General features: G+C 64.4%; 26 protein-coding genes. 17 read left to right on the top strand and 9 right to left on the bottom strand.

The window, feature by feature from the left end:
* Positions 1–21 precede the first annotated feature (21 nt).
* From AB7008_RS05845 to AB7008_RS05870, 6 genes are all read right to left on the bottom strand, one after another.
* A complete protein-coding gene (locus tag AB7008_RS05845) occupies positions 22–1,287 on the bottom strand; it encodes an AAA family ATPase (RefSeq protein ID WP_014498230.1) in 1,266 nt (421 codons plus the stop codon).
* Positions 1,284–2,018 (bottom strand): CpaD family pilus assembly protein, encoded by a 735-nt coding sequence (locus AB7008_RS05850; RefSeq protein WP_028157391.1) that lies wholly within the window; start codon positions 2,016–2,018, stop codon positions 1,284–1,286. Before AB7008_RS05850 ends, AB7008_RS05845 begins: the two co-directional genes overlap by 4 nt.
* 20 nt (positions 2,019–2,038) lie before the next feature.
* A complete protein-coding gene (locus AB7008_RS05855; protein ID WP_304492747.1) occupies positions 2,039–3,514 on the bottom strand; it encodes a type II and III secretion system protein family protein in 1,476 nt (491 codons plus the stop codon).
* Positions 3,515–3,525: 11 nt separating this feature from the next.
* Positions 3,526–4,320 carry a Flp pilus assembly protein CpaB gene (cpaB, locus tag AB7008_RS05860; protein WP_028157393.1) on the bottom strand — a complete coding sequence of 265 codons (795 nt, stop codon included), beginning with the start codon at positions 4,318–4,320 and terminating at the stop codon, positions 3,526–3,528.
* 126 nt (positions 4,321–4,446) lie between these two features.
* Complete coding sequence (locus AB7008_RS05865; protein WP_014498226.1) at positions 4,447–4,971, bottom strand: A24 family peptidase; 525 nt, start codon at positions 4,969–4,971, stop codon at positions 4,447–4,449.
* A gap of 340 nt (positions 4,972–5,311) precedes the next feature.
* Positions 5,312–5,476, bottom strand: a complete 165-nt coding sequence (locus AB7008_RS05870) for a Flp family type IVb pilin (protein ID WP_014498224.1) — start codon at positions 5,474–5,476, stop codon at positions 5,312–5,314.
* A 269-nt stretch (positions 5,477–5,745) separates the two neighbouring features.
* Here AB7008_RS05870 and AB7008_RS05875 point away from each other — a divergent pair, with 269 nt between their 5' ends.
* Both AB7008_RS05875 and AB7008_RS05880 read left to right on the top strand, forming a co-directional pair.
* Positions 5,746–6,573, top strand: a complete 828-nt coding sequence (locus AB7008_RS05875) for a sterol desaturase family protein (RefSeq protein WP_028157395.1) — start codon at positions 5,746–5,748, stop codon at positions 6,571–6,573.
* 158 nt (positions 6,574–6,731) lie between these two features.
* Positions 6,732–7,229, top strand: coding sequence for a pilus assembly protein N-terminal domain-containing protein (locus AB7008_RS05880; protein ID WP_441258624.1), 498 nt, complete (start codon positions 6,732–6,734; stop codon positions 7,227–7,229).
* A gap of 177 nt (positions 7,230–7,406) precedes the next feature.
* Here the strand turns inward: AB7008_RS05880 and AB7008_RS05885 are convergent, their stop codons facing one another.
* The 3 genes from AB7008_RS05885 to AB7008_RS05895 all read right to left on the bottom strand — a co-directional run bounded on the left by AB7008_RS05885 (position 7,407) and on the right by AB7008_RS05895 (position 9,773).
* Entirely contained in the window at positions 7,407–7,619 is a 213-nt protein-coding gene (locus tag AB7008_RS05885; RefSeq protein ID WP_028148374.1) for a cold-shock protein, read from the bottom strand.
* A gap of 268 nt (positions 7,620–7,887) precedes the next feature.
* Positions 7,888–8,175 carry a translation initiation factor IF-1 gene (infA, locus tag AB7008_RS05890; RefSeq protein WP_008131890.1) on the bottom strand — a complete coding sequence of 96 codons (288 nt, stop codon included), beginning with the start codon at positions 8,173–8,175 and terminating at the stop codon, positions 7,888–7,890.
* 23 nt (positions 8,176–8,198) lie between these two features.
* A complete protein-coding gene (locus tag AB7008_RS05895) occupies positions 8,199–9,773 on the bottom strand; it encodes a DEAD/DEAH box helicase (protein ID WP_441258625.1) in 1,575 nt (524 codons plus the stop codon).
* A gap of 505 nt (positions 9,774–10,278) precedes the next feature.
* On the opposite strand from AB7008_RS05895, the gene urtA reads away from it, so the two are divergent.
* The 15 genes from urtA (at position 10,279) to AB7008_RS05970 (ending at position 24,162) form a co-directional block, all read left to right on the top strand.
* A complete protein-coding gene (gene urtA / locus AB7008_RS05900) occupies positions 10,279–11,601 on the top strand; it encodes an urea ABC transporter substrate-binding protein (RefSeq protein WP_248881398.1) in 1,323 nt (440 codons plus the stop codon).
* 82 nt (positions 11,602–11,683) lie between these two features.
* Positions 11,684–13,291: an urea ABC transporter permease subunit UrtB gene (gene urtB, locus AB7008_RS05905; RefSeq protein ID WP_441258626.1), complete on the top strand. Its 1,608-nt coding sequence runs from the start codon at positions 11,684–11,686 to the stop codon at positions 13,289–13,291.
* Entirely contained in the window at positions 13,288–14,457 is a 1,170-nt protein-coding gene (gene urtC / locus AB7008_RS05910) for an urea ABC transporter permease subunit UrtC (RefSeq protein WP_028157400.1), read from the top strand. The genes urtB and urtC overlap by 4 nt, the downstream gene beginning before the upstream one ends.
* 5 nt (positions 14,458–14,462) lie before the next feature.
* Complete coding sequence (urtD, locus tag AB7008_RS05915; protein WP_014498216.1) at positions 14,463–15,224, top strand: urea ABC transporter ATP-binding protein UrtD; 762 nt, start codon at positions 14,463–14,465, stop codon at positions 15,222–15,224.
* Positions 15,225–15,227: 3 nt separating this feature from the next.
* Positions 15,228–15,923, top strand: a complete 696-nt coding sequence (gene urtE, locus AB7008_RS05920) for an urea ABC transporter ATP-binding subunit UrtE (RefSeq protein WP_014498215.1) — start codon at positions 15,228–15,230, stop codon at positions 15,921–15,923.
* Between the two features lie 36 nt (positions 15,924–15,959).
* A complete protein-coding gene (locus AB7008_RS05925) occupies positions 15,960–16,790 on the top strand; it encodes an urease accessory protein UreD (protein WP_028157401.1) in 831 nt (276 codons plus the stop codon).
* A 39-nt stretch (positions 16,791–16,829) separates the two neighbouring features.
* Entirely contained in the window at positions 16,830–17,132 is a 303-nt protein-coding gene (locus tag AB7008_RS05930; protein WP_007605424.1) for an urease subunit gamma, read from the top strand.
* A gap of 9 nt (positions 17,133–17,141) precedes the next feature.
* Positions 17,142–17,447, top strand: coding sequence for an urease subunit beta (locus AB7008_RS05935; RefSeq protein ID WP_014498213.1), 306 nt, complete (start codon positions 17,142–17,144; stop codon positions 17,445–17,447).
* A 3-nt stretch (positions 17,448–17,450) separates the two neighbouring features.
* On the top strand, positions 17,451–17,990 hold the full coding sequence (locus tag AB7008_RS05940; RefSeq protein WP_441258627.1) for an HD domain-containing protein: 540 nt from the start codon (positions 17,451–17,453) through the stop codon (positions 17,988–17,990).
* 34 nt (positions 17,991–18,024) lie between these two features.
* Positions 18,025–19,740: an urease subunit alpha gene (gene ureC / locus AB7008_RS05945; RefSeq protein ID WP_014498211.1), complete on the top strand. Its 1,716-nt coding sequence runs from the start codon at positions 18,025–18,027 to the stop codon at positions 19,738–19,740.
* Positions 19,741–19,869: 129 nt separating this feature from the next.
* Positions 19,870–20,169: a putative quinol monooxygenase gene (locus AB7008_RS05950; RefSeq protein ID WP_014498210.1), complete on the top strand. Its 300-nt coding sequence runs from the start codon at positions 19,870–19,872 to the stop codon at positions 20,167–20,169.
* A 12-nt stretch (positions 20,170–20,181) separates the two neighbouring features.
* Complete coding sequence (locus tag AB7008_RS05955) at positions 20,182–20,832, top strand: urease accessory protein UreE (RefSeq protein WP_304492752.1); 651 nt, start codon at positions 20,182–20,184, stop codon at positions 20,830–20,832.
* Positions 20,813–21,541, top strand: coding sequence for an urease accessory protein UreF (locus AB7008_RS05960; RefSeq protein WP_369525501.1), 729 nt, complete (start codon positions 20,813–20,815; stop codon positions 21,539–21,541). Before AB7008_RS05955 ends, AB7008_RS05960 begins: the two co-directional genes overlap by 20 nt.
* Positions 21,542–21,580: 39 nt before the next feature.
* Complete coding sequence (gene ureG / locus AB7008_RS05965; RefSeq protein WP_014498207.1) at positions 21,581–22,204, top strand: urease accessory protein UreG; 624 nt, start codon at positions 21,581–21,583, stop codon at positions 22,202–22,204.
* Positions 22,205–22,503: 299 nt separating this feature from the next.
* A complete protein-coding gene (locus AB7008_RS05970) occupies positions 22,504–24,162 on the top strand; it encodes a CHASE domain-containing protein (protein WP_014498206.1) in 1,659 nt (552 codons plus the stop codon).
* The last annotated feature ends 19 nt before the right edge of the window (positions 24,163–24,181 follow it).

Consider the following 24,181-nt stretch of genomic DNA (forward strand, 5'->3'; position numbering starts at 1 on the left):
TTAACAACTCCATGCGGCGGCTTATTTTCCCCGCAACTTGTCAATCAGGGGTGAAAGCAAGGACGACTTTTGCTTCTTCGTCTCGCTGCGGCCGGTCAGGCGCTGGGCGATCTGAAGGAACATCTCGATCGATTTGTGGTTGGCGGAGATCTCGGCGATCATCTGGCCGTTGTTGGCGGCCGAGCCGAAGATCTGCGGTTCGAACGGGATCGAGACGACCGGCTGGCTCTCGATCGCCTTGGCGAACTCGGCGGCGGCGATTTCGGGCCGTTTCGGGACGCCGACCTGGTTCAGGCAGTAGAGCGGGGGCCGATCGTTGGGGCGCGAGGCCTTCAGCAGATCGAACAGGTTCTTGGTGTTGCGCAGATTGGCGAGGTCAGGCGCCGCCACGATCAGGATGTCGTCCGCCCCGATCAGGGCGCGCTTGGTCCAGCCCGACCATTGATGGGGAACGTCGAGCACGATGCAGGGCATGGTGGAGCGCAGCGTGTCGAACACGGCATCGAACGCGTCGGTGCCGAAATCATAGACCCGGTCGAGCGTCGCCGGCGCCGCCAGCAGGCTGAGATGGTCGGTGCATTTCGACAGCAGGCGGTCGATGAAGGCGGTGTCGACGCGATCCGGCGAGAACACGGCATCGGCAATGCCTTGCGGCGGGTCCTGGTTGTAGTCGAGCCCGGCGGTGCCGAAGGCGAGGTCGAGATCGGCGACGACCGAGTCCATTGCGAGGTCGCGCGCGATCGCCCAGGCGACGTTGTGGGAGATGGTGGACGCGCCGACGCCGCCCTTGGCGCCGACCACGGCAATGATGCGGCCGACCGCCTTGGCTTCGGGCGCCGAGAACAGGTTGCAGATCGAGCGCACGACGTCGATCGCGCCGACCGGCGCGAGCACGTAGTCGCTGACGCCGCGGCGCACCAGCTCGCGGTAGAGCGTGACGTCGTTGATGCGGCCGATCACGACCACGCGGGTGCCTGCGTCGCAGACCGTGGCGAGATGGTCGAGGCCGGTCAGGAGATCGTTGCGGCCGTCGCTCTCGAGCACGATCACGTTCGGCGTCGGCGCCGAGCGGTAGGCTTCGATTGCCGCCGCCATGCCGCCCATCTGGATCTTCAGATGGGCCTTGCCGAGACGACGGTCTTCGCCGGCCGACTGCACCGCGGCAGCGGTCTCGACGGTCTCGCAGAAAGCCTGGACCGACACGCGCGGCGAGGGAGCAATATGCTCCTCGACCGGCGTCGGCGCCTCGGGCTGCTCTTCTTGAGTCTGGCGAGCGTAGCTGATCATTTGCCGGTGTCGCTGAGTTTGGCCTTTTCGGCCTCAGGATAGATGGTCGCCGTCGTCGTTCCCTTGCGATACTTCTCGAAGGCCGTGATGCGACGCGCCGTATAGGACGGCGTTTCAGGCCGCGGCTGCTCGAGGTCCGACGGATTGTCGATCATCGCCGCCATGTTGCGCTGATAGGCGCAGCCGTAATTGTAATAGTCCTTGTTCTCGAACCAGCTCTTGTTCTTCATCGAGGGACCGATGTCGTCCGGCCACAGGCCGCAGGGACCGGCGATCGCGGCGATCTTGGAATAGGTGAGCCGGATCGGCGGCAGGAAGCGCCTGTCTTCCGGCTGGTAAGGGCGAATGTTGACGCCGCGCGGCGGAACGCCCGCGCCCGCCAGCATCGCCTGGATCTCGCGCATCGTGTCCGCGACCGGACGCGCGTTGGGCGTACCGGACGGCACGTCGATGCGAATGGCGCCGGTGCCTTCGTGCAGCCAGGCCGAGGCGACGCCCATCACGTCGGCGCGCTGGGCGGCGGTCAATCCGCCGCGGGCATGGCCGACGAAGACGACGATCGAGCGGTTCTGCTCCTCGATCGCGATCGGATGGCGCTGCTTGTAATCGTCGGGGATGGAGGCAGTGACCGCTTCGTTGTGTTGGCAGCCGCCGAGGACGAGCGCCATGCCGACGAGCGCGCCACCGAAACGGATGGCGCGTTTGCGAATCTGGGGTGGTGCTGTGATCATCGTGAAATCCCCGTTCCGCCTCAGTCGGTAATGAAGCCGTAGGTGCCGCGGTAGTTCTTGGCCGGTTCGGTCCGGCCGGGCACGCCGTAGATGCGGTTGATATTGCCGATCAGCTCGGCCTGCGGATCCGCGGGCGCGGCGAAGCCGTCATCCGGCCGCGACAGGTCCTTTGGCGACGCCGCGCGGACGACATAAGGTGTCACGATCACCACCAGCTCGGTCGCGTTGTTGACGAAGTCACGGCTGCGGAACAGCGTGCCGAGGATCGGGAGCTGCATCAGTCCCGGCAACCCGCTGATCGCCTGCTTGGTTTGCTGCTGGATCAGGCCGGCCATGGCCATCGCGCCGCCGGAGGGAATTTCCAGCGAGGTCTCGGCGCGGCGGGTCTTGATCGAGGGCACCGTCAGCGAGTTCACCGAGTTCGATGTCACGGCCTGCGACAGCGTGATCGAATTTTCGTTCGACAGTTCCGAGACCTCGGTCATCACGCGCAGGCTGATCTTGCCCTCGCTCAGCACGATGGGGGTGAAGTTGAGCGAGATACCGAACTTCTTGAAGCTGATCTGGGTGGTACAGACATGCGTGGTGGGATCGCACGCATAGCCCGCCGGTACCGGGAATTCGCCGCCGGCGATGAAGGTCGCGGACTCACCGGAGATCGCGGTCAGGTTCGGCTCGGCCAGCGTCCGGATCACGCCGGCGCTCTCCATCGCGCGCAGGGTGGCCTGCACCGACGGCGTCGCGCCGAACTTCGTGGTCAAAGCGTTGCCGTCCACCAGATTCTTGCCGAGAGCCGTGAAGGGGTTGGAATTGGTGAAGCTCACCACCGAGGTGCCGTAGTTCAGGTTCGCGGTGAGATCGATGCCAAGCTGCTTGACGATGGTGCGCGCGACTTCGGCGACGGTCACCTTCAGCATGACCTGGTCGCGGCCACGGATCACGATCGAGTTCACCACCTTTTCGGCGCCGCCGGCGAGGCGCGCGGCGAGATCATTGGCCTGCTGCGCTTCCAGCGGGTTCGCCGCCGAGCCGGTCAGCACGACACCGTCGCCGAGGCCGTCGATCTGGATGTCGGAATTGGGCAGGACCTGCTTGAGCGCGGCACGCAGGCCGTTGAGGTCGCGCTTGACCGCGATGTCATAGGCCGCGATCTGTTGGCCGGCGGAATCGAAGAACACGATGTTGGTCTGGCCGACCGAGGCGCCGATGATGTAGGCGCGCTGCGACGAGCGGACCACCGCATTGGCGATCTTGGGATCGGCGACGAGCACGTCCTTGATGTCGCGCGGCAGGTCGATCACGATCGACTTGCCGACGCCGAGCGAGAGGAAGCGTGCGTTCATCTGGCCGTCGGCCGCGACCTGCGCCACGGGGCGGTAGTCGGCGGCGACCGCCGGGGTGAGCACCGGGTTGAGCGTCAGCGCGAAGGCGGCCGAAAACGACAGGGCGCGGACCATCGAGGTTCGCATCGTCGCCAAATCTGCCCTGCAATTCATATCGACAGTCCTCATCGTGCCTTCGCCGTCGCGCTTGGAATGCCGTAGCGAATGATCGAAACGCCATCGCGCTTCGCGGAATCATCGAGCGTGATCTCGCTCATCTTGACGTCGGCGATGCTGCGCAGCGCCAGCGACAGCGTGCCGCTCTGCCGGGCCGCGGAGAGCGTCGCCGTCTGCGCGGGATTGAGCTCGAGCGTGACGGTCTTGCCCACCACGGTGTTCTGGCCGTCCTTTTCCTTCGGGGCCTGGTCGATGGCCAGCACGCGGATATTGGCCAGGATGATCTCGGACGTGACGATGTCCTGGGCGCCGGCGCTTTGGTCGGCGTTCTTGAGGCGGCGCGTCAGCAGCACGTCGACGCGGTCGTTGGGCAGGATGAAGCCGCCTGCGCCGGTCTCCGGCGAGATCTCGGTCGAGATCGCGCGCATGCCGGTCGGCAGGATCGCCGCCATGAAGCCGGAGCCCTCGGCCCTGACCAGCTTCTGGTCGCGGATCGGTTCGCCCTGGATGAAGGGCGCGCGGGCGATCGCGCCGATGACCTGGGTTGCGCCCTCGGGGCGCTCGTTGCGGCGGATGAAGGTGGAGCTCGCGGTCGCGGCCGGCCAGGTCTGCCATTGCACGTCTTCCGGCTTCACGGTCTGGCCGAGGCCGATGTCGTTCTTGGCGACCAGGACGTCGACGGTCGGAAGCTGCGCGACCGGAGCCGCCGGTGGCGGCGCAGAGTCCGAGCCGCTCGCCAGGTACGCGGCGACACCGCCGGCGCAGATGGCGACCGTCAGGACGACAATGCGTGCCCTATTCATACGCTTCACTTTCCACAAAACGCCGCGACGCAGCCGCCGCCGTAATCGGCAGTTGACCAGCTATTCGTCAAAGCATGGTTAATGAGGCGTATCTAAATCGGCTTAACGCCGGCTTACCCGGTGCGTTCAGCGCAGTGCGAGGTGAGCGAGGTCGATCGCCTTCACCCATTCGGTCTCCGGATAGACCATCAGCGCGCCGAGCGTGAGCGCGATGCCGTAAGGAATGCCGCTCTCCTTGTCGTGCAGCCGTGCCAGCCAGGCCTGGCCCGCCAGCCCGTAAGGCAATGGCCATTGCCGGAACTGGAGCAGGAGCAGCGTCAGGGCTCCGCCGAACAGCGAGGCGTAGAGCAGGAAATCCATCAATTGCGCGAAGCCGAACCAGAGCGCGACCGAAGCCGCGACCTTGGCGTCGCCGCCGCCCATCCAGCCCATCGCAAAGCAGCCGAAGGCCACGACGAGGAGCAGCGCGCCGGCGCCGACATGGCTCAGCATCTCGTAAGGTGCCATGCCACCGGCGAAGGCGAGCACGAAGAAGCCCGCGATCAGCGCTAGCGACACGCGGTTCGAGATGGTCATCGTGAAGAGATCGCTCGCGGCGGCGAAGGCCATCAGGGCCGGGAAGAGCAGAAGGCGCGCAAGGTCGAGGATCATGGGCGGCGTCTTGAGCTTGGGTTCATCGCGGGATCGGGGTGTCGCCGCATGCTAGCCGGCAGTGCTAAACAAACCGACAACGGCGGCAGCGGCGCTGCGAGCTGGGACCTGCCGGTGGCGCACTCACCAGATGCTGGCAATGCGCGCGGCGAGGACGGCCGTCGCGAGCAGCAGCGCAAGGCAAACCCAGTACGCCGGCGAAGAGGTCTCTGCCGCCTCCGCCTCACTCGCCGCAACCGCGGCTTCGGTTCTGTACTCGCGTAACGCCACTGGAACTCGCCGCATTCAGAAAAACAAAGGCCCCGGAGGTCCGGGGCATTTGCCGTCGTTGGTCGGTCGCTTACTTCAGCGAGGAGCTGATCGAGCCGAACTTGGTGTTCAGCGAGCTGCCGAGGTTGTTGACGACGGTGATGATGGCCAGCGCGATGCCGGCGGCAATCAGGCCGTATTCGATGGCGGTGGCGCCGGATTCATCCTTCGCGAAACGCGCAATCAGGTTCTTCATGAACTAAACTCCGTCTGGGGTGTGATCGCCTCGTTCGGCGCTGTGCTTGACGCGATAAACATGAGATCCGAGCTCTTTCGGTAGAGTTAATTCGATCGGGCAAACCGGCTTCCAGCCCGATGCTTTTGCCCAGAGTGAATTTGGCCTTAAGGACGCAATCGAAATTCTTCCTGTTCCAAATGCGCCCCAAGCACGCCGTGGACTTCACCCTCCCTTAAATTTCGGGGAGTAGGCCTAGGCGGGATCAGAAGTTTGGAAGAGAGGCGACGATGTCGAGCCTGCCCATGCAAGTCGCCTTGATGCTCGGCGAGACCATCCAGAAGATGGTCCCCGTCACCTTCGTGCTCGCGGCGGTCTTCACCGTGCTCGAGCATTTCTGGGCCTGCAATCCCGGCGTGCCGTGGTGGCGCAAGCGCGAGATCCTCACCGACATCTGCTACTGGTTCTTCGTTCCGGTGTTCGCCCGCACCATGCGGATCGGACTCCTGATCGTCGGTGCCGGTGCCGTCTTCAACATCCACGACGCCGACGACCTGATCGCCTTCTACGACAATGGCCATGGCCCGCTGGCGCAGTTGCCGCTGTGGGTACAGGCGATACTGTTCCTGGTGCTGTCTGACTTCATGCTGTACTGGCTGCACCGGCTGTTCCACGACGGCGGATTCTGGAAGTACCACGCCATCCATCATTCGTCGGAGGAGATCGGCTGGATTTCCGCGGCGCGCTTCCATCCCGTCAATCTCATGCTCGGGACGATCGGCGTCGACGTCGTGCTGCTGATGGCCGGCATCTCCCCGAACGTCATGATCTGGCTCGGTCCGTTCACCACCTTCCATTCGGCCTTCGTGCACGCCAACCTGAACTGGACCTTCGGGCCGTTCAAATATGTGCTGGCGACGCCGGTGTTCCACCGTTGGCACCACACCGCGCTCGAAGAGGGCGGTGACACCAATTTTGCCGGGACGTTTCCGATCTGGGACGTGCTGTTCGGCACCTTCCGCATGCCGGAGGGGAAACTGCCGCAGGACTACGGCAAGGACGAAGCGACCATGCCGAAGGAGATCGGGGGCCAGCTCGCCTATCCGTTCCGCCAGTAAGGGATCTTCTGAGGCAGCAAAACGCCCAGTCCGTTCAAACAATAGTCGGCGAGTTTGCGGAACGTTCACGAATTAAGGGCAGGTTAGCCGGGTCGGGCACCGGCTCCGCTGTGTATCGAATCGCTTCTGCCGGTTTGTGACGTCCCGGGGGTAAGAGTATGCGTAAAAAGTTGCTGCGCAGTCATGCGCGCGTTTGTCTTCTGGTTGCGGCTGCGGTGCTGGCATCGCCGGCCGCCAGCCTTGCCGAGGCGACTGCCGACACCATCGCCGTCAATGTCGACCAGGCCAAGCTGGTCCGGCTGCCCGGCAAGGTGGCGACGATCGTGGTCGGCAATCCCCTGATCGCCGACGTCACGCTCCAGCCCGGCGGCATGATCGTCGTGACCGGGAAGGGCTACGGTGCCACCAATTTTATCGCGCTCGACCGGGGCGGTGAGATCCTGGTCGACCGTCAGATCCAGGTCGAAGGTCCGAGCGACCGGCTCGTCACCGTCTATCGCGGGGTCGAGCGCGAGTCCTACAGCTGCATGCCGCTGTGCCAGCGCCGCGTGACGCTCGGCGACAGCGACAACTACTTCAACAACACGATGAGCCAGGCCGGTTCGTTGAACAACAACGCCAGCGGCAATGCCGGCGCGGCCGCCAAAACGAACTAGCAAGACGAACTGGCAAGACCGACGCGTTGTCCAGTTGCGTCTACAACAGCGCGGATGCGGCCGGTACGACCTGCCGAGTCCATCCGCTCTTTCGGACATGAAAAAAGGCCGTGCGTTGCGCACGGCCTTTTCCTTTCGCTTGCTCGCTAGAGCCGTCCGGGCCGAAGGCCCGTGGGCTCAACCGGCGGCGCGGAGGTTGTCCGCTGCCGACTTGCCGGAACGACGGTCGGCCACGATCTCGTAAGAGACCTTCTGACCTTCACGCAGCGTGCCGAGACCGGCGCGCTCGACGGCGCTGATGTGTACGAAGACGTCCTGGCCGCCATCGTCGGGCTGGATGAAGCCAAAGCCCTTGGTCGCGTTAAACCACTTCACGGTTCCCATGCTCACGGGGTAGTTCCTTCTCAGATGTGCAGTGTCGAAGCCTACTTTCGCAGGCGGGTTAGATCGAGTTTCTGGAAGGGTCGTCAGCGTGTCTGAACCGGCTGTACCGGTGGATGCCAATGTCGTCCGGCCGAAAATCGATGAGCCGATTTTATTGGAGTTAAGGCACCAAAACAATCCTGACGTGCACGATTTTTTGATCCGCCGCGATCGACACGGCGGATCAGCATACAGGTCAGAATTTTACTTTCGCAGCCGAGCCGCTGGAAGCGGATCAGCGGCGGCGGAACTGGCCACCGCGCTGTCCGGGACGGGGAGGCCCGCCCACGCCGCTCGGACGTTCGTCCTTGTGGCGGAAAATCAGCCGGCCCTTCTCGAGGTCGTAGGGCGACATTTCCACGGTCACGCGGTCGCCCGCCAGCGTCTTGATGCGGTTCTTCTTCATCTTGCCGGCGGTGTAGGCGACGATCTCGTGCCCGGCGTCGAGTTGCACGCGGTAGCGCGCGTCGGGGAGGATTTCGGTGACCAGTCCTTCGAACTGGATCAGCTCTTCCTTAGCCATGAATTTCTCCAGGTCGTGGACGGCTAGTGCGAAAAGGGTTTGCGGGTCGGTTGGCCGTTCGGCCGACTCTCGCGGCGTAAAAAGGCCACGCCTTGTATCCCATCGGGCTTGCCGGCGCTATGCGCAGGACGCTGTTCCGACCGGTCGGTTGGGGAAGAATGCATCTTGCCACCGGAGCGGCGGCGACGAGACCCCTTCGAGGCCTTCGGGCCGTTATTGCCGGGCCTTCCTTCAACATGCCGTCCGTCGCCGTGCCGGCCTTCACCGGGCCGTCCATCGCCGTGCTTGGCGGCGCTATGGTGGCGTCCGTCGGCATGCCTTTCGTCGGTGCGTCGTCCGTCAGTGTGACGTCCCTCACCATGCCTTGCCCCGTGCGGACGCTGGCCCGGGCGGCCCGGCCGGCCCTGTCGTTGCTGCGGCGGGGGCGGACCCGCATCGCGGCGCCCGGCATCGGTGCGGAGATCCTCGCGCGGCAGCGCCACCTTGATCAGTCGCTCGATGTCGCGGAGATAGCTGAGTTCCTCGCCGCCGGCGACCAGCGAGATCGCAGTACCGTCGGCACCGGCACGCGCGGTACGGCCGATACGGTGCACATAGGTCTCGGGCACGTTGGGCAGGTCGAAATTGATGACGTGGCTGATGCCGTCGACATCGATACCGCGGGCGGCGATGTCGGTGGCGACCAGGGTGCGAATCTCGCCGGAACGGAACTGGGCGAGCGTCCGCTCACGATGGTTCTGTGACTTGTTGCCATGGATGGCGCTGGCGGCGATTCCAGCCTTCTCGAGTGTCTTCACGACCTTGTCGGCACCATGCTTGGTGCGGGTGAAGACCAGCGCGCGATTGACCGGCTCGTCCTTCAGGAGCTTGGTCAGGAAGGCGGGCTTGGCGGAGAAATCGACCTGGATGATGCGCTGGTTGATCCGCTCGGCGGTCGAGGACACCGGGGTGACCGCAACGCGGGCGGGGTCCCGCAGCATCGCGTCGGCGAGCTCGGCGATGTCCTTCGGCATGGTGGCCGAGAAGAACAGCGTCTGCCGCTTGATCGGCAGCTTGGCGACGATTTTGCGGATGTCGTTGATGAAGCCCATGTCGAGCATGCGGTCGGCCTCGTCGAGTACGAGGAATTCGACGCTTCCAAGCTTCAGCCCGTTGCTCTGCACGAGGTCGAGCAGCCGCCCGGGGGTCGCCACCAAGACCTCGAGGCCAGGCATCAGCGCACGAACCTGGCGGCCCATCGGCACGCCGCCGATGGCCAGTGTCGAGGACAGGCGGATGTGGCGGCCGTAGGCGTTGAAGCTGTCGAGGATCTGGCCGGACAGCTCACGGGTGGGCGAGAGCACCAGCACGCGGCAGGTCTTCGGCTGCGGCTTGATGCGGTTCTCGAGCAGGCGGTGCAGGATCGGCAGCGCGAAGGACGCGGTCTTGCCGGTGCCGGTCTGGGCGATGCCGACGATGTCGCGGCCGGTCAGCGCCGTGGGAATCGTCTGGGCCTGGATGGGGGTGGGAGTGACGTAATTCTCTTCGGCGAGAGCACGCGCGATGGGTTCGGCAAGGCCGAAGTCCTGAAAGGAAGTCAAAAGATGGGTTCTTTCCATGTCGAAAGCGGGCGCCCGGCGCAATCAGCGGGGCACGCGCAATAAGGGTGTCGAATAGACACCTGCGTGTTTGGGGTGTCGGATGGCTTGATGAGATGGGGCAAGCCAGAGGCCCGAAAGGGCTTAAGAACACGCGGCTCGCTACGACCCCTTGATTCGCAAGAGGTCTCGAACCTTCATATGGAACATTCAGGGGGCGGTTTCAAGGCAACGCGGCCTCAAACCGCGATTGCAGTGCAGAAATAGTTATGCCGGAAATTTAGACAGAGGCGCTGGTTTGCTTAAAAAATAACCTGTCTGCCGCATTGGCATACATTTTATTCGCCCAAGATTTGAGCAGTTGGACTGCGGCGAAAGTTGGATTGTAGCAAAATTACCTAGCCTGACCAATAGGTTGGCATGTGCTCAGCCCATGGCATGGTTCTTGCGATTCCGTTAATCGCAGGCGGCCGTGGGGCCGTTCGCAGCGTCTTTTTCACGTCTGCGTCAGGGAGATGATACACTCATGCTTACCAAATCCACTCACGATATAGCGGCGTCATTTAGCCGCCGCGGCGTGCTCGCCGCGACCGCCGGACTGATGCTCGGTCTGGCTTCATTGACCGGCGCAAAGGCCGCGGACGACACCATCAAGGTCGGCGTCCTTCATTCTCTCTCCGGCACCATGGCCATCAGCGAAACCACGCTGAAGGACACCGTCCTCTTCCTGATCGACGAGCAGAACAAGAAGGGCGGCGTGCTCGGCAAGAAGCTCGAAGCCGTCGTCGTCGATCCCGCTTCGAACTGGCCGCTGTTCGCCGAAAAGGCGCGCGAGCTGATCACCAAGGACAAGGTTGCGGTCGTGTTCGGCTGCTGGACCTCGGTGTCGCGCAAGTCGGTGCTCCCGGTGTTCAAGGAGCTGAACAACATCCTGTTCTACCCCGTGCAGTACGAGGGCGAGGAGAGCGAGCGCAACGTGTTCTACACGGGTGCGGCGCCGAACCAGCAGGCGATCCCCGCCGTCGACTATCTGATGAAGGACGAGAAGGTGAAGCGCTGGGTGCTCGCGGGCACCGACTACGTCTATCCGCGCACCACCAACAAGATCCTGGAAGCCTATCTGAAGTCGAAGGGTGTCGCCCAGGAAGACATCATGATCAACTACACGCCGTTCGGTCATTCCGACTGGCAGACGATCGTGGCCGACATCAAGAAGTTCGGCTCGGCCGGCAAGAAGACCGCGGTGGTCTCGACCATCAACGGCGACGCCAACGTCCCCTTCTACAAGGAGCTCGGCAACCAGGGCATCAAGGCCAAGGACATCCCGGTGGTCGCGTTCTCGGTGGGTGAGGAAGAGCTCGCCGGTATCGACACCAAGCCGCTGGTCGGCCATCTCGCCGCCTGGAACTACTTCGAGTCGATCAAGAACCCGGCGAACGAGAAGTTCATCAAGGACTGGCAGGCCTACACCAAGAACCCGAAGCGCGTGACCAACGATCCGATGGAAGCGCACGTGATCGGCTTCAACATGTGGGTGAAGGCCGTCGAGAAGGTGAAGTCGACCGATCCGGACAAGGTGATCGACGCGCTGCCCGGCATCGAGGCGCCGAACCTGACCGGCGGCGTGTCGAAGATGCTGCCGAACCACCACATCACCAAGCCGGTGTTCATCGGTGAGATCAAGGGCAACGGCCAGTTCGACGTGGTCTGGAAGACCCCGAGCCTCGTTGCCGGCGATGCCTGGTCGAAGGAGCTCGACGGCTCCAAGGACCTGGTCGGCGACTGGGTCGGCAAGAAGTGCGGCAACTTCAACACCAAGACCAACAAGTGCCTCGGCTCCGGCTCCTGATCCGGATCTGACGTTTGATCGCACGACGGGAGAAGACGGCTATTCCGCCGCCTTCTCCCCACTTCTGCCGGGGTGATCCACAGTGCCAACCAATCTATCCGCTCGTCTGTCGACCTTTGTCCTCTCGTTATTCCTCATCGCGTTCGCACTTCCGGCCTTTGCCGGTCCGTTCGAGGACGCCGTCGCCAAATTCGCCAACGACGATTACTCCGACACGGAAGAGGCGATCGGCGTGGTCGCGAGCAGCGGCAACAAGCTGGCTTTCCCCATCATCAGCGCGCTCCAGGACGGCCGTCTCATGGCCGATCCTGACAGCAAGAAGGTTTACGTCACCGGTGCCGATGGCAAGTCGATCGATGCCGCGACCGGTGAGCCCGTCGCCAGCGTTCCCGACAGCGCGAGCGCGGTCCGCCTCAACAACCGCCTGCGCCGCAGCGTCGACGCCGCGCTTGGCAGCCTGACGCTCCAGTCGCCGGACGTCGGAACGCGCCTGCAGGCTGCGCAATCCGTCTTCAAGTCGCATGAGGAGACCGCGCTCGAGGCGGTCGATGGCGCGCTCGCCAAGGAAACCAACAAATCGGTCAAGGCTGCGCTCGGCGAAGCCCGCGCGGCCATCCTGCTGTTCAAGTCCGATGCCACCGAAGTCGAGAAGCTCGAGGCAGTCGCGACCCTCAAGGCGCGCGGCGACCAGGAGGCGATGGCGTTGCTGACAGGCATGGGCGACCAGCCGGCCTCGGTGACCAAGGCCGCCGCGAGCGCGATCGGCTCGATCCAGTCTTCGCTCGCGGTCTGGTCCACGGTGCAGAATGCCTGGTACGGCCTCTCGCTCGGCTCGGTGCTGCTGCTCGCCGCGATCGGGCTTGCCATCACCTTCGGCGTGATGGGCGTCATCAACATGGCCCATGGCGAGATGGTGATGATCGGCGCCTACACCACCTTCGTGGTGCAGGAGGTGATCCGCAACCGCTATCCCGTACTCTTCGATTATTCGCTCTTGATCGCCGTGCCGCTCGCCTTCCTCGTCGCCGGCGGCATCGGCGTGCTGATCGAGCGCAGCATCATCCGTTTCCTCTATGGCCGTCCGCTGGAGACGCTGCTGGCGACCTGGGGCCTGTCGCTGGTGCTGCAGCAGGCGGTGCGCACCATGTTCGGCCCGACCAACCGCGAGGTCGGCAATCCCTCCTGGATGAGTGGCGCGTTCGAGCTCGGCCAGATCACCATCACCTATAACCGGCTCTGGATCCTCTGCTTCACGCTGGCCGTCTTCGTCATCCTGCTCGCGATGCTGCGCTACACCGCGCTCGGCCTCGAGATGCGCGCGGTGACGCAGAACCGCCGCATGGCGGCCTCGATGGGCATCGCCACCTCGCGCGTCGACGCGCTGACCTTCGGTCTCGGCTCCGGCATTGCCGGCATCGCAGGCGTGGCGCTGTCGCAGATCGACAATGTCAGCCCCAATCTCGGCCAGAGCTACATCATCGACAGCTTCATGGTCGTGGTGTTCGGCGGCGTCGGCAATCTCTGGGGCACGCTGGTCGGCGCCTTCACGCTCGGCATCGCCAACAAGTTCCTGGAGCCGGTCGCAGGCGCCGTGCTCGGCAAGATCGCCATCCTCGTTCTCATCATCCTGTTCATTCAAAAGCGGCCGCGCGGCCTGTTCGCGCTCAAGGGCCGTGCGGTGGAAGCATGACCCCCCACATGCTGACCAGGTCGCTCGACCGCGGCGCGACGATCTTTCTCGCCATCGTCGCGGCCTGCGGCATCCTCATCCCGCTCTCCAACCTGCTGCTGCCCGCGGGCTCGGTCCTGCAGGTGCCGACCTATCTGGTCGCGCTCTGGGGCAAGTATGTCTGCTACGCGATCCTCGCGCTCTCGATCGACCTCATCTGGGGCTATTGCGGCATCCTCTCGCTCGGCCACGGCGCCTTCTTCGCGCTCGGCGGCTACGCGATGGGCATGTACCTGATGCGGCAGATCGGCACCCGCGGCGTCTACGGCAACCCGATCTTGCCCGACTTCATGGTGTTCCTGAACTATTCGAAGCTGCCCTGGTACTGGTACGGCTTCGACATGTTCTGGTTCGCGGCACTGATGGTGCTGGTCGTGCCCGGCCTGCTTGCCTTCTGCTTCGGCTGGCTCGCCTTCCGCTCCCGCGTCACCGGCGTGTACCTGTCGATCATCACGCAGGCGATGACCTATGCGCTGCTGCTGGCCTTCTTCCGCAATGATTTCGGCTTCGGCGGCAACAACGGCCTGACCGACTTCAAGGACATCCTCGGCTTCAACGTGCAGGCCGAGGGCACCCGTGCCGCGCTGTTTGCGCTGAGCTGCCTGGCGCTGATCCTGAGCTTCCTGATCTGCCGCTCCGTCGTGTCCTCCAAGCTCGGCAAGGTTCTGATCGCAATCCGCGATGCGGAATCGCGCAGTCGGTTCCTCGGGTACCGCGTCGAATCCTACAAGCTGTTCGTGTTCACGTTGTCGGCCTGCATGGCCGGCGTTGCCGGTGCGCTCTACGTGCCCCAGGTCGGCATCATCAACCCGAGCGAATTCGCACCCGGCAATTCGATCGAGGCGGTGATCTGGGTCGCGGTTGGCGGCCGCGGTACGCTGATCGGCGCGGCACTCGGCGCCGTCGTCGTCAACTACGCAAAAACGTTCTTCACCTCGGGCATGCTCGCGCCCTACTGGCTGTTCATGCTGGGCGCGCTGTTCATCCTGGTGACACTGCTGCTGCCGAAGGGCATCGTCGGGACCTTCAATGCCTGGTGGGAGTCGTCAAAAGAGAAACGCACCGCGGCGACCAGCGCGAGCGCCGCGGCCGAAGATGGCGTCACCGAACCCAAGATGGCGGAGTAGGCGCAATGAACGTCATGGACACCCGCGCGACCTCCGCGATGCTCTATCTCGACGGCGTGCACGTCTCGTTCGACGGCTTCCACGCCATCAACAATCTGTCGCTGACGCTCGCGCCCGGCGAGATGCGCGCAATTATCGGCCCGAACGGCGCCGGCAAGACCACGATGATGGACATCATCACCGGCAAGACCAAGCCCGACGAGGGTACGGTGCTGTTCGACGGCGTCACCGATTTGACGCGTCTGGACGAGACCCGCATCGCCGAGCTCGGCATCGGCCGCAAATTCCAGAAGCCGACCGTATTCGAGAGCCAGACCGTGCAGGACAACCTCCTGCTTGCGCTCAATGTCGACCACAGCGTCAAGGGTACGCTGTTCTGGCGCGGCAGCAGGGCGGAATCCGAGCGCATCGACAAGGTGCTGGAGACGATCCGCCTCACCGATGCCCGCAACCGCCTCGCCGGCAGCCTCAGCCACGGTCAGAAGCAGTGGCTCGAGATCGGCATGCTGCTGGCGCAGGATCCGAAGCTGCTGCTCGTCGACGAGCCCGTCGCGGGCATGACCGACGTCGAGACGCATCTCACGGCCGAGCTGCTCAAGGAAATCAACAAGACCCACACCGTGATGGTCGTCGAGCACGACATGACGTTCGTGCGCGAGCTCGGCGTCAAGGTCACCTGCCTGCATGAAGGCACCGTGCTTGCGGAAGGAACCATCGACCAGGTCTCGTCCAACGAGCGGGTCATCGAAGTCTATCTGGGGCGCTGAGCGATGCTTGAGGTCAAGGACATCAACCTGTTCTACGGCGCGGCACAGGCGCTGCGCGGCGTCTCCATCGCCGCAGAGCCCGGCAAGGTCACCTGCGTGCTCGGGCGCAACGGCGTCGGCAAGACCTCGCTCCTGCGCGCCATGGTCGGCCAGTATCCGATCTCCTCGGGCGCGATCGTGCTCGACGGCAGCGACATCACGGGCCTCAAGCCCTATGAGCGGGCGCGCAAGGGCATCGGCTTCGTGCCGCAGGGCCGCGAGATCTTTCCGCTGCTGACGGTCGAGGAGAACCTCAAGACCGGCTTCGGTCCGCTCAAGCGCGAGGACAGGCACATTCCGGACGACGTGTTCTCGCTGTTCCCGGTGCTGCAATCCATGCTCGGCCGGCGCGGCGGCGACCTCTCCGGCGGCCAGCAGCAGCAGCTCGCGATCGGGCGTGCGCTGGTGATGCGGCCAAAGCTGCTGTTGCTCGACGAGCCGACCGAGGGCATCCAGCCGTCGATCATCAAGGACATCGGTCGCGCCATCTCGTATCTGCGTAACCTCGGCAACATCGCCATCGTGCTGGTCGAACAATATCTCGACTTTGCCTGCGAACTCGGCGACAGTTTCGCCGTGATGGATCGCGGTGCGGTGAAATTCTCCTGCGATCGATCCAATCTCGATCCGGCCGAAATCAGCCGCCAGATGGCGCTGTAATCCGAAAATTTCTGCCGCGGCCGGCTGGGGAGGCGGATGCGCAGCGACGCTTTGACGACATCTTCGGTATTCGAGGCGAACCGCGCCCGCGGCGCGGTGCGCTTCGACGTCCATGCGCGCGATGGCGTGACGCGGCGGGGCGTCTTGCATGAGTCCGGCTCCCTGCGCGTGCGCTTTCCCTCGCCGGAGGGCGAGGGACTCTCCGGCGTGTTCGTCAACACGGCCGGCGGCGTTGCTGGCGGAGATCGTTTCGATATCGAGATCGCGGCAGGCCAGGGTTCACGCCTGACATTGACCACGGCTGCGGCCGAGAAGGTCTATCGCGCGCCAGGGGCGGCGGCGCAGCTCAATATCGCCTTGAAGGTCGCCGCAGGCGCGCATCTCGGCTGGTTGCCCCAGGAGACGATCCTGTTCGATCGGGCCCGGGTCCATCGTCGTTTCGACATCGAGCTCGACGAGGCCGCCTCGCTTCTGCTTTGCGAGATCGTCGTGTTCGGCCGCACCGCCATGGGCGAGCGGATGGAGCAGGGCGAGTTCATTGATCGCTGGCGGCTGCGTCGTGGTGGCAAGCTGGTGTTCGCCGAAACCGTCAGGCTCGACGGCAATATCGGTGCAAAACTTGGGCGATCGGCGGTGGCCAAGGGCGGTGCCGCGATCGGTACGGCGCTGATCGTTCCCGGCGACGAGCCGCTGATCGAGCGTATCCGCGAGGCCACGGAGTCATTCGCCGGCGAGGTTGGAATCTCCGCCTGGAATGGCTTTGCAATGGCCCGGTTCTGTGCCCAAGATGCGGCGCGCTTGCGCGCCGACATGATGGCGGTGCTGGCGCGGACCGGCGCGGCGTTGCCTCGGTTGTGGCTGAGTTGATGGCTGCTGAATTGATGCATTGAACGGAAGAGATGCTGCATGAACCTGTCTCCCCGCGAAAAGGACAAGCTCCTGATCTCGATGGCGGCGATCGTCGCCCGCCGCCGGCTGGATCGCGGCGTCAAGCTCAACCATCCCGAGGCGATCGCGATCATCTCCGACTTCATCCTCGAAGGCGCGCGCGACGGCCGCACCGTCGCCGAGCTGATGCAATCCGGCGCGCAGGTCCTCACCCGCGATCAGGTGATGCCAGGCATCCCCGAGATGATCCACGACATCCAGGTCGAGGCGACCTTTCCGGACGGCACCAAGCTCGTCACCGTTCATGAGCCGATCAGGTAGGAGCGCAAAATGATCCCCGGCGAACTCTTCATCCTGGACGGCGAGATCGAGCTCAATGCCGGCCGCAAGACCGTGACGCTGACGGTCGCCAACACCGGCGACCGTCCGATCCAGGTCGGCTCGCACTACCATTTCTTCGAGACCAACCCGGCGCTGAAATTCGACCGCAAGAAAGCCCGCGGCATGCGCCTCGACATCGCCGCCGGCACGGCCGTCCGCTTCGAACCGGGCCAGACCCGCGACGTCCAGCTCGTCGCCGTGGCCGGGAAGAAGACGATCTACGGTTTCCGCGGCGACGTGATGGGGAAGCTGTGAGTCATGCTCTCCGCCGTCCGCCTCGTCTCTGAAGCCGCCGAGCTGGCCGCGCGTCGGCACAATGGCATGGCGCGCAAGGGGCGGGGCAACGAGCCTTACATCAACCATCTCGCGGAGGTCGCGAACCTGCTTGCGACGGCGACAGATGGGGCCGATGCCGAACTGGTCGCGGCCGGGTGGTTGCATGATGCGATCGAGGACACCGAGACGACGCGCGAGGAACTTGCGCAGAGGTTTTCTGACCGCGTCGCTTCCCTCGTCGTTGAATGCACCGACGACATGAGCCTGCCCAAACCAGAGCGGCGACGCCGGCAGATCGTCGATGCGCCGAAAAAACCGGCCGGCGCCAAGCTGATCAAGATCGCCGACAAGATCAGCAATATCGGCGCGCGCATTCATTCCGACCCGTCCGCCGAAGAGCGCGACGATCTCGCCGACTACACGGGTTGGGCTGAGCAGGTCGTTGCCGGATGCCGTGGCGGCAATTCGTGGCTCGATGCAAAATTCGACGATGCCGTAAGAGCAGCGAAGGCTTCGCTGTGAACAATCAAAAATTCAAACGCAAACGGGGCTTGTGATGTCCGTCAAAATAAAGCGTTCCGTCTATGCCGACATGTTCGGCCCGACCACCGGCGACAAGGTGCGATTGGCCGATACAGATCTCATCATCGAGGTCGAGAAGGATTTCACCACCTATGGCGAGGAGGTGAAGTTCGGCGGCGGCAAGGTGATCCGCGACGGCATGGGCCAGTCGCAGGTCACCAACAAGCAGGGCGCGGCCGACACCGTCATCACCAATGCGCTGATCGTCGATCACTGGGGCATCGTGAAGGCCGACGTCGCGATCAAGGACGGCATGATCTCCGCGATCGGCAAGGCCGGCAATCCCGATATCCAGCCGGGCGTCACGATCATCGTCGGCCCCGGCACCGACGTGATCGCGGGCGAAGGGAAAATCCTGACCGCCGGCGGCTTCGACAGCCACATCCATTTCATCTGTCCGCAGCAGATCGAGCACGCGCTGATGTCCGGCGTCACCTCGATGCTCGGCGGCGGCACCGGTCCCTCGCACGGCACGTTCGCCACCACCTGCACGCCGGGGCCGTGGCACATGGGGCGGATGATCCAGTCGTTCGACGCGTTCCCGGTCAATCTCGGCATCTCCGGCAAGGGCAACGCGTCGCGGCCCGCCGCGCTGGTCGAGATGATCAAGGCCGGCGCCTGTGCGCTGAAGCTGCACGAGGACTGGGGCACGACGCCGGCGGCGATCGATACCTGCCTGTCGGTGGCCGACGACTACGACATTCAGGTGATGATCCACACCGACACGCTGAACGAATCCGGCTTCGTCGAGGATACGGTCAAGGCATTCAAGGGCCGCACCATCCACGCCTTCCACACCGAGGGCGCCGGCGGCGGACATGCGCCTGATATCATCAAGGTCGCGGGGCTGAAGAACGTGCTGCCGTCCTCGACCAATCCGACGCGGCCGTTCACCCGCAACACCCTCGACGAGCATCTGGACATGCTGATGGTGTGCCATCACCTCGATCCCTCGATCGCCGAGGACCTCGCCTTCGCCGAGAGCCGCATCCGCAAGGAGACCATCGCGGCCGAGGATATCCTGCACGATCTCGGCGCGCTCTCGATGATCTCCTCGGACTCGCAGGCCATGGGCCGCCTCGGTGAAGTCATCATCCGGACATGGCAGACCGCGGACAAGATGAAGAAGCAGCGCGGGTCGCTCGACCAGGACAAGGGCAAGGACAACGACAATTTCCGCGTCAAGCGCTACATCGCCAAGTACACGATCAATCCCGCGATCGCCCACGGCGTGTCGAAACTGATCGGCTCGGTCGAGAAGGGCAAGCTCGCCGATCTCGTGCTGTGGTCGCCGGCCTTCTTCGGCGTCAAGCCGGACTGTATCATCAAGGGCGGCTCGATCGTCGCGGCCCCCATGGGCGATCCCAACGCCTCGATCCCGACGCCGCAGCCGGTGCACTATCAGCCGATGTTCGGTGCCTTCGGCAAGGCGCGCACCGCGTCGTCCGTGGTGTTCACCTCGAAGGCGGCGGTCACCGGCGGCCTCGCGCGAAAGCTCGGCATCGACAAGAAGCTCTATGCGGTGCAGAACACCCGCGGGAAGATCTCGAAGAAGAGCATGATCCACAACGACGCCACGCCCAATATCGAGGTCGATCCCGAGACCTACGAGGTGCGCGCCGACGGCGAACTGCTGACCTGCGCGCCCGCCGAGGTACTGCCGATGGCGCAGCGATATTTCATGTACTGAAATAGCGTCTGGACGCATGCCCCCGGCGCAGGCCCGGGGGGGCGGCTTTTCCGGTTTTGCGTTCGACCCCGCCTGGTCTAAGGTCCCGCCCGGTATCTTACCTTAGAAGAAAAGCCGGGAGGATTTCTCGTGATTTACGTCGTTGCCACCTTGACCATCAAGCCCGAGACGCGCGCCGAATTCATTGCGGCCGCCACCGCCTGCATCAAGGAGACGCGGAAGGAGCCCGGCAATATCGCCTATGATTTGCACGAAAGCGTCACCGATCCCGCCAAGATGGTGTTCGTCGAGCAGTGGGAGAGCGCCGAGGCGCTGGTGCCGCATCGCGCCATGGAGCATATGAAGACGTTCGGCCGCGTCGCGGTGAAGTGTTTTACGGCGCCGCCAAAGATTGAAGTGATCACGCCCGAGAAGGTCGAGACACGGTAACGGGGTAAAAGCATGATCCGGGCGACGCAGGTTAAGGGACAGCACGGCTTCACGGAGACGCCGGCGGATACGGTGGTGCTCGATTTCGACGACCGGCACCGCCGCCGCATGGCGATGACGGGGACGCGGGGCCTCGAATTCCTGCTCGACCTGGAGAATGCCGTCGCGTTGCGCGGCGGTGACGCGCTGGTGCTGGAGGACGGCCGGCTGGTCGAAGTGGTCGCGGCGCCCGAGCCGCTGCTGGAGATCCGCGGCCGCGATCCGCACCACCTCATTCGCGTCGGCTGGCACCTCGGCAATCGCCATTTGCCGACGCAGATCATGGCCAAGAGCCTGCGCATCCGCCGCGACCATGTCATCGAGGCCATGGTGAAGGGCCTCGGTGCGCGCGTCGTCGAGATCGAGGCGCCGTTCGATCCCGAAGGCGGCGCTTACGCCGATGCCGGCCATGCACATGGCCACGACGACCATGCGCATCACGATCACGGCCATCACCACCACGATCATGGTCACGATCACCATGACCATCATGGCCACGATCATCACGGTCACGACCACCACGATCATGCCGCGCATGATCATGGCCACCACCATCACCACGACGAGCATTGCGACCACCCCGACGACCACCACGGCCACAAGCATGCTCATGACCACAAATGAGCCGGTGAGCGCCGCTGACCTCGCCGAGCGCGAGGCGGCGGCGCTGTACCGGCTGATGACGTGGCTGTCGCCGGCCTTTCCGGTCGGCGGTTTCTCCTATTCCAGCGGCATCGAATGGGCGGTCGAGGCGGGCGACATCACCGACAGCGCGACGCTGGCCGACTGGCTCGACGCCATGCTGGGTGACGGCTCCGGCTTTTGCGATGCGACGTTCCTGGTCCACGCCCATCGCGCCACTGAATTGGGCGAGGACACCACGTTGGCCGATATCGCGGAGCTCGCCGCCGCCTTCGTGCCGTCGCGCGAGCGGCAGCTCGAGACGAGCTCGCAGGGGCGCGCCTTCATCGACATCTCCCGCGCCGCGTGGGGTGCCGACGGGCTTGATGCCATGGTTGCGGCATGTCGCACGGCACTGATCTATCCTGTCGCCGTCGGCGTGGTTGCGGCGGTGCACGGCGTGCCGCTGGCGCCGACGCTGCACGCCTTCCTGCATGCGCTGGTCTCGAACTGGATTTCGGCGGCGAGCCGCCTCATTCCGCTCGGCCAGACCGACAGCCAGCGGGTGCTGGTGAAGCTGGAAGCCGCCGTTGCCGCGACCGCCAATCGTGCGTTGAATGCGACCTTGGACGACCTCGGCGGCGCGGCGTTTCGCGCCGATCTCGCCAGCCTGCGGCACGAGACGCAATATACGCGGCTGTTTCGCTCGTGAGCGGTGCGGCCTCTAACCCATCAAGAGAGAGCGAGTGACATGTCGAAATCTCACGGCCCCTTGCGCGTCGGAATAGGCGGCCCGGTCGGATCGGGCAAGACCGCGCTGATGGACCTGCTCTGCAAGACCATGCGCGAGCGCTATGACATCGCGGCGATCACCAACGACATCTACACCAAATGGGACGCGGAATTCCTGGTGCGCTCGGGCTCGCTGACGCCGGACCGAATCGCCGGCGTCGAGACCGGCGGCTGCCCGCACACCGCGATCCGCGAGGACGCTTCGATGAACCTGGCCGCGGTCGCCGACATGCGCGCAAAATTCCCCGGGCTCGACCTCGTGTTGATCGAATCCGGCGGCGACAATCTGGCTGCCACTTTCTCCCCGGAGCTCGCCGACCTCACCATCTACGTCATCGACGTGGCGGCCGGCGACAAGATCCCCTCCAAGGGCGGCCCCGGCATCACCCGCTCCGACCTCCTGGTCATCAACAAGATCGACCTCGCGCCCCATGTCGGCGCCTCCCTGGAGAAGATGGAGACGGACGCCAGGCGCATGCGCGGCGCGCGCCCCTTCGTCATGACCAACCTGAAAAAGAGCGAGGGGCTCGACCAGATCGTCGGCTTCATCGAGGCCAAAGGCGGCCTGAAACGGGCGAGCTGACGGCGCGGCGACGTGGCGCAGGCGTTCTCCGCCATTAACCTCTGGGGCAAAAGCCGCATCCGCGGAACAAATTTCGGACATGGCGATTAACTACCTCCGGTGCCCGGAGCAAAGCCTTCATGGCCAGACCATCGGCCGGGCGAATTAAGCTTTTCAGGCGACCGAAGTTGCGTACTGATGCCTCCTCCTTCATTATCTCCGTTACTGGGGTCCACTCTGTTTCGGCACATGGCCGTTCGAGCGGCGTTGATATGCTCCGTGTTTATTGCCGACCTGCTGTTTTCGCCTGAGTAGTCGAAGTGGTCCGGCTGGGTTTTATCATCGGTTTCATCGCCCTGCTCGGAGCCCTCCTCTCCGGGCTCGCGGCCTATCGCGTCCACGACCAGGAGCTGGCACTGGACCGGATCGCGCTGGCGCGCGCGATCGACGTCCACGCGAGCCTGGTCCAGGACCGGCTGACCGAGCGCGAGCTGCTTGCGCGTGTCGCCTCAGGCTTGTTCCGTGCCCCGTCGGTCATCAAGCCGAACATGCTGGAGCCGCTGCGCTCGGCCATCTACGCCTTCAAGACCGATTTCGTGGTCGCCGGGTGGGTCGCCCGGCTGAAACCGAACGAGCTTCTGCCGGCGGAAGATGCGATCGCGAGCGCCGGCTTCCCCAATCCGCAGATCCGCTCCTATGACGACAAGCCGATCGATCTTGCAAAGGTCACCCAGCCGATCGATGTGCTCATGGACCTCGAGCCGCGCAGCAACGAGACCAAGGCGCTGCCCGGCCGCAGCTACGAGCAGGATCAGGTGCGCAGCGCCATGCTGACGCGTGCGCGTGTCGAGAAGAGGTCGGTCGCCTCAGACCCGGTTCAGTTGCTGCGGGGCGGCGGGCCCATCGGCATCATCGTGGCCGCGCCCGTCATTCCCGAGGGCGCGACCGAGCCGGCGGGCTTCGTCACATTTTCCTACGAGCTCGCCTCCCTGATGCTGACCAATGACGACATGTCGTTGTTCTCGGTCGCGCTGAAGGATCCGCGCAGGGAAGGTGGCGAGCTCGTTGCCAACGACCAGGGCGTGGTCTCGTCACGCATGACGGCAGCGGACGGGCCGGCGCCGTCGGCGACGCGCACGGTGAGCTTTGGCGGGCGCGACTGGCATCTCGGCTACTACGCCAAGACCAATTCGGCGCGGCGCGCCGAGCAGACGGCGATCATCGTGGCGGCGATCGGTTTTGCCATCACCGCGATGGTGTGCGGCCTGTTCGGCTATGTCGCCTACAACAATCTGCGGCTCAGCCGCGAAATCCAGGTGCGGATCGGCTTCGAGCGCCGGCTGACCGCCGTCATCGACGAGCTCAACCACCGGGTCAAGAACATCCTGGCGGTGATCCAGTCGATCGTGACGCGCACGCTGCGCCACGGCTCGGACATCGACGTCGCGCGTGAACTGCTGATCGGCCGCATCCACGCCATGTCCAACGTGGTCTCGCTGCTCAGCGAGAGTCAGTGGCAGGGCGTCAAGCTGAAGGGCCTGTTCGAGGCGCGCGCCATCCCGCATGCCGACCGCATCGCCGTCACCGGCCCCGACATCGCGGTCAGCGCGCGCGCCGCGCAGAGCCTGTCGCTCCTGTTCTTCGAGCTCGCCTCGCACTCCGACGAAGGTCTGTCGCTGGTCGGAAAGCATCCGCACATCACCGCGAATTGGACGGTGACGGGCGAGGGGACCGATGAGGTCTTCCATTTCCGCTGGGAGGAGTTCAACACCAGCGAGGCGACGCGCCGCCCGGATTCCGATTTCGGTCTGATCCTGCTCGACCGTGTCGCGCCCGAAGCGCTCGGCGGCACCGCCAAGCGCTACTTCACCGACGCCTCCTACGTCTATGAATTGACGGCGCCGATGGAGACGGTTGTCGACATGTCCGAGCGCGACCGCACCGACAAGATCTCGGCGCCGGTCAGGCCCGTGCGATAGAGGTCGCGCTTCAGATTGT

It is taken from the genome of Bradyrhizobium sp. 521_C7_N1_3 (assembly GCF_052075975.1).
Taxonomy (GTDB): Bacteria; Pseudomonadota; Alphaproteobacteria; order Rhizobiales; family Xanthobacteraceae; genus Bradyrhizobium; species Bradyrhizobium japonicum.

Excerpts from the sequence above, each read along its gene's own strand:
- AB7008_RS05845 (WP_014498230.1), bottom strand. The coding sequence starts at position 1,287 with ATGATCAGCTACGCTCGCCAGACTCAAGAAGAGCAGCCCGAGGCGCCG.
- AB7008_RS05850 (WP_028157391.1), bottom strand. The coding sequence starts at position 2,018 with ATGATCACAGCACCACCCCAGATTCGCAAACGCGCCATCCGTTTCGGT.
- AB7008_RS05855 (WP_304492747.1), bottom strand. The coding sequence starts at position 3,514 with ATGAATTGCAGGGCAGATTTGGCGACGATGCGAACCTCGATGGTCCGC.
- cpaB (WP_028157393.1), bottom strand. The coding sequence starts at position 4,320 with ATGAATAGGGCACGCATTGTCGTCCTGACGGTCGCCATCTGCGCCGGC.
- AB7008_RS05865 (WP_014498226.1), bottom strand. The coding sequence starts at position 4,971 with ATGATCCTCGACCTTGCGCGCCTTCTGCTCTTCCCGGCCCTGATGGCC.
- AB7008_RS05870 (WP_014498224.1), bottom strand. The coding sequence starts at position 5,476 with ATGAAGAACCTGATTGCGCGTTTCGCGAAGGATGAATCCGGCGCCACC.
- AB7008_RS05875 (WP_028157395.1), top strand. The coding sequence starts at position 5,746 with ATGTCGAGCCTGCCCATGCAAGTCGCCTTGATGCTCGGCGAGACCATC.
- AB7008_RS05880 (WP_441258624.1), top strand. The coding sequence starts at position 6,732 with ATGCGTAAAAAGTTGCTGCGCAGTCATGCGCGCGTTTGTCTTCTGGTT.
- infA (WP_008131890.1), bottom strand. The coding sequence starts at position 8,175 with ATGGCTAAGGAAGAGCTGATCCAGTTCGAAGGACTGGTCACCGAAATC.
- AB7008_RS05895 (WP_441258625.1), bottom strand. The coding sequence starts at position 9,773 with ATGGAAAGAACCCATCTTTTGACTTCCTTTCAGGACTTCGGCCTTGCC.
- urtA (WP_248881398.1), top strand. The coding sequence starts at position 10,279 with ATGCTTACCAAATCCACTCACGATATAGCGGCGTCATTTAGCCGCCGC.
- urtC (WP_028157400.1), top strand. The coding sequence starts at position 13,288 with ATGACCCCCCACATGCTGACCAGGTCGCTCGACCGCGGCGCGACGATC.
- urtD (WP_014498216.1), top strand. The coding sequence starts at position 14,463 with ATGAACGTCATGGACACCCGCGCGACCTCCGCGATGCTCTATCTCGAC.
- urtE (WP_014498215.1), top strand. The coding sequence starts at position 15,228 with ATGCTTGAGGTCAAGGACATCAACCTGTTCTACGGCGCGGCACAGGCG.
- AB7008_RS05925 (WP_028157401.1), top strand. The coding sequence starts at position 15,960 with ATGCGCAGCGACGCTTTGACGACATCTTCGGTATTCGAGGCGAACCGC.
- AB7008_RS05930 (WP_007605424.1), top strand. The coding sequence starts at position 16,830 with ATGAACCTGTCTCCCCGCGAAAAGGACAAGCTCCTGATCTCGATGGCG.
- AB7008_RS05935 (WP_014498213.1), top strand. The coding sequence starts at position 17,142 with ATGATCCCCGGCGAACTCTTCATCCTGGACGGCGAGATCGAGCTCAAT.
- AB7008_RS05940 (WP_441258627.1), top strand. The coding sequence starts at position 17,451 with ATGCTCTCCGCCGTCCGCCTCGTCTCTGAAGCCGCCGAGCTGGCCGCG.
- ureC (WP_014498211.1), top strand. The coding sequence starts at position 18,025 with ATGTCCGTCAAAATAAAGCGTTCCGTCTATGCCGACATGTTCGGCCCG.
- AB7008_RS05955 (WP_304492752.1), top strand. The coding sequence starts at position 20,182 with ATGATCCGGGCGACGCAGGTTAAGGGACAGCACGGCTTCACGGAGACG.
- AB7008_RS05960 (WP_369525501.1), top strand. The coding sequence starts at position 20,813 with ATGCTCATGACCACAAATGAGCCGGTGAGCGCCGCTGACCTCGCCGAG.
- ureG (WP_014498207.1), top strand. The coding sequence starts at position 21,581 with ATGTCGAAATCTCACGGCCCCTTGCGCGTCGGAATAGGCGGCCCGGTC.